The sequence below is a fragment of the Methanocalculus natronophilus genome (assembly GCF_038751955.1).
Taxonomy (GTDB): domain Archaea; phylum Halobacteriota; class Methanomicrobia; order Methanomicrobiales; family Methanocorpusculaceae; genus Methanocalculus; species Methanocalculus natronophilus.
This window is the reverse complement of the sequence record NZ_JBCEXH010000003.1, coordinates 262,685-273,644: the sequence shown is the minus strand read 5'-3', so window position 1 is coordinate 273,644 and position 10,960 is coordinate 262,685. Positions and strand designations below refer to the sequence as shown.

The window sequence follows — 10,960 nt, the reverse complement described above, 5'->3', positions numbered from 1 at the left end:
CGCGCCGCACCTGCTTCACTCATTCCTGATTATTTTGGTTGCTACATCGGGATCTTTTCCCCCGTTCCGAAGAATTCAGGAAAAACACGAGCGATCAGCATTTTGGAGAAGAGTCATTTTATCTTCCCCCTGATTGTTCCTGAAAGGGCAACATTCAGGGGGTGTAGTGTCCTCTCCTGCAGATTTGAGCTGATACAATAGATCCTTTTATAGAAGATGCGTTTTCAAGGGTCCTGCTAGAGGATAAGGCGCTTCACGTGGGGCAGTTTTCTGAGATCTTCTGCAATACCGGGGGGGAGCGGGCTGTCGATGATCATGACGAGTCTGGGCTCTTCGGAGTATATGGGATCGGTGACGAAGAGCTGGCGGATTGAGAGATCATAGTCTGCAAGGATGCTGACAGCTGAAGAGACGATATGCTTGTCGGCTGCATTTTTCGGAATCAGGGTGATGATGGCAAGGCCAAGTGCTTCTGCAACCTGGGAGAGATCCGGTGTTACCCGGATGTTACAGAAGACATCGCGCAGGGCGTCATCCTCGAGGATGCTCCGCGCTGTGGTGTCGACGACACGGCGGTCGACACCGATTGCACGCGCCACCTGGGTTGCCGGCATCTCGATCCCGTTTGCCGTGATCTTTCCTGCACTATTCACGCCAAAGCCGTTTTCAAGGAGAAAACGGACGACACGAAGCTGGGAGGGCGAGTCTTTGAAAGCATCGGTGACAGCTGACCACATAGCACCAGATGATTGGTCTCATGACAAAAAAAGGATGCGATTGTCTGATCAAGGGGGTGGATGCTGATTTCTGTACAATTGCCCGCCTTGGTTATGGAAGGTTATTTCTCTCCGGGTATCTTTTCAATATTGTCACCACCAGACGAAAGCGATCGATAGCATTTTTAAGGAAAGGAGCGTATCTTATCAGGTAATTCCTAAGCGAGGGTTGCCAAGCCAGGTCAAAGGCGCTAGGTTGAGGGCCTAGTCACGTAGGTGTTCGCCGGTTCGAATCCGGTCCCTCGCACTCTTTTTTCTGATCATTCTGTCACGAGCTGATTTTCTCACAACCCGGATAGCATCTTCACGCTCCCTGAGATCGTCAGTCACATAACTGCCATTACACCGCTTCAGTGTCGAAAAGTCGCATGCAGAGGCAAATTCCTCATTGAGGAATCCGGAGATTAGGTCTGCCATCATCTCTTTGTGGCTGAAAACGTACCACGAGGCCGTCTCTGCCTCGCTAACACCAATAAGCTTCATTTTTTTTTGATGATTTGAAGAGGATACACCAATTAGTCTCAAATTGGTTGCTTACTTGATATTTTGAGAGTAATCTGGAGGCAAAACCTCAATACTAATCCTGCTTAGTCCTATCCTGCTTAGTCCTATCCTGCTTAGTCCTAATCCTGCTTAGTACTAAGTATGATTAGGGAATTCGTAGGCCGCGAGACCGAGCCTGCCATCCTTGAAGAGGAGTGGAAGAAAGATGGCGGCCGGCTTATTATCCTCTATGGTCGGCGGCGGGTTAGTAAAACCCGACTCGTTACCGGGTTCATTCTTGAAGCAGTGTCATAAATGCAAGTAATATGCAATAGAGACAGGTGCGATTGACAGCGGGAGGGATCATCTGATACCTGGATAAAAAAAAGAAGAAGAAGATGAAGAAGAGACCAGTTCTGTTCTACCCTGCCTGCTACTTCATCCCAAAGAGCCCTTTGAAGAAGCTGATGATCTGGTTGACGATCCCCTGCTGCTCAAGTTCCTGTTCGAGTGCGGCGATCTCTCTTTCTATCTCTTCTCTCTCGGCTGCAAGCCTGTCCATCTCAGCCTGATCAGCTGCTCCATATGTCTGTACCGGCAATGGTGTTGCCGTAGGAGTTGCTGTGGCTGTGGGAGTTGGGGTGGCCTCTCCCTCAGTCATCAGAAGTATGATTTCACGCTCATCCAGAGCGATCTCTTTTCTGGTAATATTGGCAGTATACCCGGATCTGGTCACAGATATCCGGTATTCATCGCCTCCGCCTTTTCTCAGGCTGTCTGAGACGATCCCATCTGTTCCGGAAATACCCACCTCCTCACCATTCACAGCGACCCTGGCTCCATACAGCTTCACGTTTGTGTCTGCATCCAGGATCAGAAAGTCGATGTTATTGCCTCTCTCCAGGTAGAATGTATCAGAGCTGTCAGACCCATCAATACGCAGCTCCTCCTCACAATCCCGGTACTGTTGATTCGATACATAAACCTGGTAGTCGCCATCATAGAGGCTGAACGAGACCTCGCCATCAACATTGGTCGTCTTCACCGAGGAGTATGCATCATCATCCTCTATGCGAACCCGGGCTCCGCTGACCGGGTTATTGTTTGAACTGTCCTTCACGGTGAGTGTGACAGTGTGGGCAACATCGGGTGATTCAGTCTCTTCTTCTGTCTCTTCTGTACCATTTTCACCTCCGTTCTCTTCCTCACCATTTCCAGCTCCATTTTCACCTCCGCTCTCTTCCTCGCCATTTCCAGCTCCATTTTCACCTCCGCTCTCTTCAGCCTGCTTGAGAGTCAATGTGAATTCCATGGTTTTGTCCTCACCATCAATTGTCACATCTTGAGAGGAATCCTCATAATCCTCATGAGAGACTGAAATGGAATAGGTTCCGTTCTCAAGCCCAATTGTTGCTTTTCCATCAGCGCTTGTATCTTTTGATTTATCATCCACCTTTACACTGGCATCACTGATCGGATCACTATCACTATCCTTCACAGTGACGTCCAGCGTGAATGTATCCCCTTTTTCATCCTCTTCTGAAGCGGCAACCACGGGCGCTCCAAAGAGGAAGAGGATAATTATTGAGAGAATGAGTAATTTTTTCATCAATACCTGTAGTGAATGAGAATGGCTTAAACGTTTTGGAACGAAAGGATTGTCCATTTGGGAAAAAGTGCAGCCCGGAATGCAGATTAAATGGTAATACATCTCTTTGCTCTCCAACACAAGACTCTCCAACACAATGATACGACAGGACCCCCAAGTGACGGGATGTCCCAAACACCATCCCTTAAATGCAAGGATGACAGATCACCTCTTCATGCGCCTGATACTGACCGTTGATGTTGCAGATCAGAGAGTCATCGGACTCCGGCGAAAGGGGCCGTATCCGAAGATTCAGGAGATGATCCGGGAGATTGCAGAGTATTGTACAAAACAGGGCATCACTATCATTGGTCCACCCGCGTATATCTGCCAGGAAACCCGGCAAGAGACTGCAAAGCAGGCAGCGGAAACCGGAGACTCCGTTCGTGAGGTTGTCTTTCCAATAGAGGGTGAAGCAGAGGCTTCCGGCGATCTTTCTGTCTATGAAATCCCCGGCGGGAAGATGGCACGGATCATCCATATGGGCCCATACCGCGACCGCCACGATACGTATCAGGAACTCTTTGCGTGGCTTGCAAAAAACGATCTCGAACTCAATGGACCTGTCCGCGAGGTCTATATCAATGATCCCGCGGTCACGGATGAAGATATCCTTGTCACCTGGATTTATGCACCCATATCAGATACCGGATCCACGGGTGAGCCATCTGCACGTGCCTGGAAGTAATCCTCTGGTCGTGGGACTGATAGAGATTCGTGGAAACGATACGCTTAATGAATCTTCCCGATCAATACTCTGATCTATTCATGAGCCAGACCCAACCGGTTACGATCCTCTATGTCGATGACGAACCTGCCCTCCTTGAGCTTGGAAAACGCTTCCTTGAACTGAACCAGGACTGGACGGTCCTGACCTGCACCAGCGCACCAGATGCGATCGCACGTCTCAAAATAGAGCAGTTCGACGCGATCATATCGGATTACCAGATGCCGGAGATGGATGGTATCGGGTTTCTGCAACATCTCAGGGGAGAAGGCAATGAAATACCCTTTATCATCTTCACAGGCAAAGGGCGGGAAGAGGTGGCAATTGAAGCCTTAAACAGCGGCGCCGACTTCTACATCCAGAAAGGCGGCGATCCAAAGTCACAGTTTGCAGTCCTCACGAGCAAGGTGATGTATGCGATCGCCAGAAAAAGGAATGAAACAGCCCTCCATGAAAGCGAGGAGCGGTACAGGAACGTTGTTGAGGATATGGATGAATTCATCTGCAGGTTCCTCCCGGACGGCACCATCATCTTTGTAAACGATGCCTTCTGCCGCCATTTCGGAGAATCAAGAGATGAGTTAATCGGAAGCAGATTCAGGCCCACTATCCATCCCGATGATCTCGGGAAGGTCGACAGCCTCTATGCAGGACTCACACCAGAGAACCCGTCTGGAATCCTCGAACAGCGTGTCATCATGCCGGATGGAACCATTCTCTGGCAGCGATGGAGTACTCGCGGGTTTTACGACAAAAATGGTGACGTGCGCGAGTACCAGTCGGTTGGCCGTGACATCACCGAACTGATGGAGCGGGACAGAGAGCAGAGACGGCTCAATGACGAGCTCATGGCAGCAAACGAGCAGCTCCAGGCTGCCGAGGAGGAGCTTCGCCATCAGCTGGATGAGATCTCGGCTGCACAAGAGGAAGTTATCAGGTCAGAGGCTGCCTACAGAACAATTTTTGAATACACAAACACACCCACCATCATCATCAACGAGGACACCACAATCGCACTCGCAAACAGTGCCTTTGAACAGCTGGCAGGCTCTCCTGCAGAAGAATTACGTGGACGAAGCTGGACAGGGTTCGTCAGCAAGCATGATCAGGATCGGATGCGACGATACCATGCAGAGCGGAGATCACCCAATCAATCCCCTCCCCGAACCTATGAGTTCACCTTCATCAGTTCAGATGGCAATCCCCACCCCATTCTCGTCACTGTCGGCCTGATCCCAGGCACCAGGCAGTCGGTAGCCTCGCTCCACGACATATCAGAACGCGTCAGGATCGAGGAGGCATTCAGAAGATCTGAGGAGCATTACCGGATGATTGCCGAGAATATGACCGAGACGATCACGGTGATGGATCGTTTTCTGAGATGTACCTATGTAAGCCCCTCAATACAGCAGCTCCGGGGTTTTTCGGTTGAAGAGGGGATCGGACAGACCCTTGATGAAGTATTGACAGAACAGTCAAAACAGATTGCGTTGGCGAGATTCAACGAGGAGATCAACAGCAGGAGAGATGATTCGCTCCATTCGTTCTCACTGGATCTCGAAGTGATCTGCAGGGATGGATCCACCATCTGGACCAATAATACCATCAGACTCCTCTATGATGATGACAAAAACCTTGATACGGTCCTGATTGTGAGCCGTGACATCACCGATCAGAAGACCGCAGAAACCGCACTGATGGAGAGCGAACTCTTCAACCGCCGGTTAATCGAAAACCTCCCGGATTATATCCTGATCTATGATGAGGATGGCAGAATCCTGCAGATCAATAATACTGCAGTCACGGCTCTTGGCTATGCTGCAGACGAGATGATCGGATCCCACGTTCTCACCTATGTCGTGGAAAAGGATGCAGATCTTGTGATCCAGAACCTTGCCACACGTAGAGAGGGGAAGGATATACCGGCATATGAGATCGATCTCCGGCAGAAGAGCGGTACAATTGTAACTGTCATCGTCAAAGGCGCAACCATCCGGCACAGTGACAGGGATGCAACCCTCCTCGTCCTCTCTGATATAACCGATCGGAAAGCAGCAGAAGAAGCCCTCTATAATGCAAACCGGCGGCTCAAACTCCTCTCAGGCGTGACCCGGCATGATATCATGAATAAACTGACCGTGATCAGGGGATACCTGGCCCTCTGTTCTGATGAGATGGACCAGGCAGAGAAGCATGCATACATGCAGAAAGTACAGGAGGCGGTTTTGGAGATCGGCCAGTATATCGAACTATCAAAACAATATGAACAGCTCGGAACAGGTGATCGGAAATGGCTTCGGGTCTCCTCCCTCCTCCCTGAAAACCTTCCTGAGACGCTCACCCTTCAGGATGACGCAGACGGGCTCTTTGTCTATGCCGAGCCGGTCTTCCATAAAGTCTTTGCAAACCTCCTCGACAACACCGCTCGTCACGGTGAGCATGCGACCAGGATACACCTCTATTTTGAACCAGACGATGCTGACTGCCGGATCATCTGGGAAGATGACGGCTCAGGTATCCCAAATGAACAAAAAGATCAGATCTTCGAACGTGGTTTTGGAAAGAACACAGGATTTGGCCTCTTCCTATCACGCGAGATCCTGATGATCTCAGGCATCTCCATCAGGGAGACCGGCACGTATGGAGAGGGTGCACGGTTTGAGATGCTGATCCCGGAAGGCAGCTGGAAGATCGAGGATGATCGAGGATGATTGCGGAAGATCGCGATAGATAGATGAAGTTCGATGCACCGTACAACGTACAATAACGCCGACTCTTCTCCAGAATCCTAATAATATTCTATTAACATCCTAATAATATTCGAATAAAATTCCAATAGAATTCTAACTCTTCTCCAAAATTCTGATCGCGAGGGTGTTCTGAATTCTTAAGAGCGTGAGAAAAGATCCCGATACAACAACCGGGAACATTTGGGAGACAATGAAGCAGTTGCGGCGCGGGTATCGGGGGGCGGGGTCGGGCGAAGGGATCAGGATGACAGAGCTGATACACCCTTGCTCGAGAGAGCAACCTGAAAGGCGATTCCGCAGGAATCGGGGTGATATCTGCTTCTGGCAGCCCCCGAAGCACCCCCCCCTCCCGCACAAAGCATCTGCGATAACCCGACTCAACCTCCTTTGCGAAGCATTTGTGGACGGGGCCGGGGCGGTGGGGGAGATCCTGATTCTTCAACTATAAAACCCGATTAAGCTCATCTCCAGAATCTCCGCTATCAAAACGGATTTCTCTCCTTCTGGCAGCCCCCGCAGCATCCCCGCCCCTCCCGCGCCAGCATCTGCTGCAACCCGACTCAACCTCACTTGCGAAGCATTTGCGGACGTGGCCGGGGCGGCGGGGGGTTCTGATTCTTGACCTATAAAACCCGATTATGCTCATCTCTTGAGTGTCCGCTATTAAAACGGGTATTGATCCACCTAAACAAGGCACACAAAGCATCCCCGCCCCTCCCGCGTACGCATCTGCGGTAACCCGGCTCAACCTCCTTTGCGAAGCATTTGCGGACGGGACCGGACGTGCGGTGGGGGGTTCTGAATAGCAGATCCTGTTTGGACAGCAACATCCGCACATCCGCACATCAGGCCATCTCCTTCAGGTGGCAACCGGTCGGCAACAGGTCATGCAGGCAGCCTGCATTGGCATCGTCCGATAAAGACGGCCACCGTGACTGCAAAGAGAGCAGGTGCGAGGAACGCAAACGTAAATGACGTATACTCTGCGATAAAGCCGGTTGCAAACGGGAGGAGAGACAATCCCCCATATGATGCGGTATTAAACAGCCCCATCAGCGCCCCCTGCGGCCCGCCGGTCTCGGCAAGGAACGCCATCTGAGAGATGATCGCAACGCCTGCAAATGCGCCCATGAGGGGAAATCCAATTGGTGTATACAGGCAGATGAGAACTGATACGGCCATCCCAAGCGCAGCAACCCGGATCGTTGTCACCGGATCGAGGAGCAGGTTGGAGACAACCAGAACAGCGATCATCGTTGCCAGGTTCATGCTCGCAATAAAAAACCCGGTAATCAGTGGATCATGTCCTCCAAACTCAGGATACAGTGCGGTGGCAGCACCGGTTGTACCGACCAGGATGATGATGGAATACCAGAGCCACCTGTACTGGCTCAGGTACAGGGGAATGGCTGAGGGTTTCACAGCCCGGGTTGCGGTCTCCTGTCTCATCCCAAGCGAGAGGAGAAAGGCTCCAACTGCAGTGAGCGTAAAGACAGCAAGACCAGCCCGCGGATCACTTGCGACTGATACGATCCAGCCTGTTCCGGCAAGCCCTGCAAGAAGCCCTGCATTCAGACTCCCCATGAAGAAGCCTGAGAGCCGCTTATGATTGGGGTCTGCATTGATCACTGACATGGCAGATGCAAGGAAGAGCCCTGCGGCTATACCTTCGATCAGCCTGACAAGCACTATAATTGAGAATATATCAATAAGAACCAGCAGAACTCCGCAGATGACTGTTATGCCAAGTCCTATCCGGATAAGAATGCGGGCACCGATTTTGTCTGCAAGCAAACCCGCAGGAAAGACAGTAACGAGTGCACCAAAAAAATATGCAGAGAAGATGATCCCCTGCAGCGCGCTCCCCTCGCCAAAAACAGGCAGCACCGGCACCACAGCATTTGAGAGTGCCATCACTGAGAAGACACCGGCCAGTGCGGGGAGATATCGCGGTATCATACCATCCGGTACGTCTCAAGGTTCATAGGTGCATGGGTCTGGATATGGTACTTCTTGTAGATTGAACTGGCAAGATCGAGCGTCTTGCTCTCCTCTCCATGAACACAGAAGATCCGCTCGGGCTTTGGATGCATGTGGCTGATATAATTCATCAGCTGCCGCCTGTCCGAGTGTCCGGAGAATCCTTCGACCGTTGTCACCTCAAGATTGACAGTAATACTCCCTTTCGATCCGATCGGGATCTCACGCCAGCCTTTCTGGATACGGCGGCCAAGCGTTCCGTCAGCCTGGTATCCGACAAAAACAAGCGTATTACGCTCGTCATTGGCGAGATTATGGAGGTAATCCATCACCGGCCCGCCATTCATCATGCCTGATGTGGTTATGATGACTGCCGGATCGCCACCGATAACCGTCTCCCGCTTGTCTGGCGAGTCCACCTGTTCAAACCATTCCGAGAGGAACGGATTCTGGCCTTCCCTGAAGATCTGGTTCCTCAGATCAGAATTGAGGTATTCAGGATAGGTGGTATGGATGGCTGTCGCCTCCCTGATCATCCCGTCAAGATACACCTTGACACCCGGAATCTCTTCTTTTCTGATACCCTCTTCAAGTGCGAGCATCACTTCCTGTGACCTGCCGACGGCAAATGCCGGAATGATCACCTTTCCGCCACGCTCGACTGTCCGCCTGACCACATCATAGAGTTTTGACTCTGCATCTTTCCGTGACGGTGTCGAATCCTGGGAGGCGCCATAGGTGCTCTCAATGAAGATCGTCTCCAGGCGGGGGAAGTTTGAGGTTGCCGGATTAAAGAGCCGGCTTTTGCTGTAATGAAAGTCCCCTGTAAATGCAATATTGTAGAGACCGTCACCAACATGGAAGTGAGCGATGGCAGATCCAAGGATATGGCCTGCATTATGGAAGGTCAGCTTGATATCCGGTGCAATATCGGTGACAGACCCGTAGTTGAGGGTGATCGAATGTTTGACGTACTGTTTTACTTCATTTGAGGAGTACGGGACAGGCCGGTCTTCCTTTTTAATCACCTCAAGGTAATCGAGCTGGAGCATAGAGGAGAGATCACGGGTTGGAGGCGTCGAATAGATGGGACCTGAAAACCCGTACCTGAAGAGAAGCGGAACCAGTGCACAATGGTCAAGGTGCGCATGGGTGAGGACAACTGCATCAAGGTTTGTCAATGGCTGAATCTCAGGTACACCAAGGAACGGGGTTGCTCCATTTGTTGCGCCCGGCTTTTCACCACAGTCGATAAGTATCCTGCTCTCCGGGGTGGAGAGAAGAAACGCAGCTCGTCCGACTTCCCGGCAGCATCCAAGCGTCGTAACCCTGAGCCAGTGATCCTTTCCATTAATATCCCGGTGGATACGCCTGCCGCTTGTCCGGAGAAACTCCTTCCTCTCATCACGGATTGCCCGGAGATACTTGCGAATCTGTTTCACAGTCGAACTCTCGATCGGCGGCGTCCGGACAACTTTTGGCGTCCACCCGATGCTTTTTGTGATGTCCCTCAGGGTGGCGCCGTTTTTGCCGATGACCACACCAGGTTTTTCTGCCTCAATCAAAACCTCGCCGGTATCGGGATCAAAGAAGATATCCGTAATACCTGCAGTTTCAGGTACTATCCGCTGTATCTCGTCGTAGGCACGTTCGGGATCTTCCAGCACATTTGGCCGTACAACAATTCGTTTCCGGAGATCGCGGGCAAGAACCCGGATGAGATCAGCCTTGTCTGCGAACTGCTTTGGATCATCGGTATAAATAACCAGTTCAGGGCCTTCAAATTCGACATTGGACACCGTAATGCCTGAAGGCACTTTACGGTTGATAAGCTCTTTCAGCTGCGTTAGCCTCTCCTCAATCAACATGGAATCTTCCCAAAAAAAATAAAATCAGGTGCGGAGGGATTGTGCAATTGATTCAACCTCACTGTCATCAAGCACCTGGAATTTCTCCTTCGTGATGACGGCCAGCTGGAATCCTTCGCCCGATCCTGCATCCCTTCGCATTGCAGATTGTATCGAGCGGACAGCCAGTTCAACAGCTTCTTTTTCAGAAAAGTCGGGTTTGAACCGGTCTTCAAGCACACCAAATGCCATCGGAGAGCCTGAACCCGTTGCGACAAAATCTGCCTCGCGTGTTGCACCGCCCATGGCATCAACCGAGTAGACTGATGGTCCTGTTTCATCCACACCGCCGACCAGAAGCTGCACATAGTAGGGGAAGTAGCGGTTCATATTCAGGTAATTTGAGAGGAGTGTTGCCGCGGCTCCAACCGAGATGCTGCTCCTCCTCCGGATCTGGTAGAGGTTTGTCTCGACACTCATCAGGCGGGCAAGCTGCTGGGCATCTCCAACGCCGCCTGCGGTTGTCATTCCGATTGTATCGGTTATCTGGTAGATCTTCTTTGCATTTTTGCTTGCTATCATGTAGCCCATCGTTGCACGCTTCTCAGTTGCAAGTACGATACCGTCTGAAAATACGATTCCGATGGTTGTTGTTCCCTTCATAATCTCCTGTGACTGATGTACCATGGATATGCCCCCAAAATCAGAACGCTAAAAAAGTATTGAGCGTTATTAGTTAATTTAGTGAT

At 51.1% G+C, this 10,960-nt stretch carries 9 protein-coding genes and 1 tRNA gene; 4 read left to right on the top strand and 6 right to left on the bottom strand.

The genetic code is table 11. The annotated features are described in order from the left end of the window. Positions 1-236: 236 nt before the first annotated feature. Positions 237-737: a TrpY family transcription regulator gene (gene trpY / locus ABCO64_RS05465; RefSeq protein WP_253459504.1), complete on the bottom strand. Its 501-nt coding sequence runs from the start codon at positions 735-737 to the stop codon at positions 237-239. A 201-nt stretch (positions 738-938) separates the two neighbouring features. Here trpY and ABCO64_RS05460 point away from each other — a divergent pair. After that, positions 939-1,023: transfer RNA gene (locus tag ABCO64_RS05460), tRNA-Leu, on the top strand. Here the strand turns inward: ABCO64_RS05460 and ABCO64_RS05455 are convergent. After that, positions 981-1,259: an Rpn family recombination-promoting nuclease/putative transposase gene (locus ABCO64_RS05455; protein WP_256472520.1), complete on the bottom strand. Its 279-nt coding sequence runs from the start codon at positions 1,257-1,259 to the stop codon at positions 981-983. The genes ABCO64_RS05460 and ABCO64_RS05455 overlap by 43 nt on opposite strands. A 162-nt stretch (positions 1,260-1,421) precedes the next feature. Between ABCO64_RS05455 and ABCO64_RS05450 the strand changes: the two genes are divergently transcribed. Then, complete coding sequence (locus ABCO64_RS05450) at positions 1,422-1,574, top strand: hypothetical protein (protein ID WP_253459501.1); 153 nt, start codon at positions 1,422-1,424, stop codon at positions 1,572-1,574. A 118-nt stretch (positions 1,575-1,692) separates the two neighbouring features. Here ABCO64_RS05450 and ABCO64_RS05445 read toward each other — a convergent pair whose 3' ends face one another. Next, the gene (locus tag ABCO64_RS05445) at positions 1,693-2,868 is read right to left on the bottom strand and encodes a carboxypeptidase regulatory-like domain-containing protein (protein ID WP_253459498.1); all 1,176 of its coding nucleotides are present in this window, start codon (positions 2,866-2,868) and stop codon (positions 1,693-1,695) included. Between the two features lie 214 nt (positions 2,869-3,082). On the opposite strand from ABCO64_RS05445, the gene ABCO64_RS05440 reads away from it, so the two are divergent. Then, a complete protein-coding gene (locus tag ABCO64_RS05440) occupies positions 3,083-3,595 on the top strand; it encodes a GyrI-like domain-containing protein (protein ID WP_253459495.1) in 513 nt (170 codons plus the stop codon). A gap of 80 nt (positions 3,596-3,675) precedes the next feature. Beyond that, complete coding sequence (locus ABCO64_RS05435; RefSeq protein ID WP_292615494.1) at positions 3,676-6,345, top strand: hybrid sensor histidine kinase/response regulator; 2,670 nt, start codon at positions 3,676-3,678, stop codon at positions 6,343-6,345. 924 nt (positions 6,346-7,269) lie between these two features. Here the strand turns inward: ABCO64_RS05435 and ABCO64_RS05430 are convergent. The 3 genes from ABCO64_RS05430 to psmB are packed head-to-tail and all read right to left on the bottom strand — an operon-like array spanning position 7,270 to position 10,898. Continuing rightward, on the bottom strand, positions 7,270-8,343 hold the full coding sequence (locus ABCO64_RS05430; protein WP_253459489.1) for an MFS transporter: 1,074 nt from the start codon (positions 8,341-8,343) through the stop codon (positions 7,270-7,272). Next, entirely contained in the window at positions 8,340-10,232 is a 1,893-nt protein-coding gene (locus tag ABCO64_RS05425; protein WP_253459486.1) for a beta-CASP ribonuclease aCPSF1, read from the bottom strand. Before ABCO64_RS05425 ends, ABCO64_RS05430 begins: the two co-directional genes overlap by 4 nt. A 24-nt stretch (positions 10,233-10,256) precedes the next feature. Then, complete coding sequence (gene psmB, locus ABCO64_RS05420; RefSeq protein ID WP_253459483.1) at positions 10,257-10,898, bottom strand: archaeal proteasome endopeptidase complex subunit beta; 642 nt, start codon at positions 10,896-10,898, stop codon at positions 10,257-10,259. Positions 10,899-10,960 lie beyond the last annotated feature (62 nt).

Excerpts from the sequence above, each read along its gene's own strand:
- ABCO64_RS05450 (WP_253459501.1), top strand. The coding sequence starts at position 1,422 with ATGATTAGGGAATTCGTAGGCCGCGAGACCGAGCCTGCCATCCTTGAA.
- ABCO64_RS05430 (WP_253459489.1), bottom strand. The coding sequence starts at position 8,343 with ATGATACCGCGATATCTCCCCGCACTGGCCGGTGTCTTCTCAGTGATG.
- ABCO64_RS05435 (WP_292615494.1), top strand. The coding sequence starts at position 3,676 with ATGAGCCAGACCCAACCGGTTACGATCCTCTATGTCGATGACGAACCT.
- ABCO64_RS05440 (WP_253459495.1), top strand. The coding sequence starts at position 3,083 with ATGCGCCTGATACTGACCGTTGATGTTGCAGATCAGAGAGTCATCGGA.
- ABCO64_RS05445 (WP_253459498.1), bottom strand. The coding sequence starts at position 2,868 with ATGAAAAAATTACTCATTCTCTCAATAATTATCCTCTTCCTCTTTGGA.
- ABCO64_RS05425 (WP_253459486.1), bottom strand. The coding sequence starts at position 10,232 with ATGTTGATTGAGGAGAGGCTAACGCAGCTGAAAGAGCTTATCAACCGT.
- trpY (WP_253459504.1), bottom strand. The coding sequence starts at position 737 with ATGTGGTCAGCTGTCACCGATGCTTTCAAAGACTCGCCCTCCCAGCTT.
- psmB (WP_253459483.1), bottom strand. The coding sequence starts at position 10,898 with ATGGTACATCAGTCACAGGAGATTATGAAGGGAACAACAACCATCGGA.
- ABCO64_RS05455 (WP_256472520.1), bottom strand. The coding sequence starts at position 1,259 with ATGAAGCTTATTGGTGTTAGCGAGGCAGAGACGGCCTCGTGGTACGTT.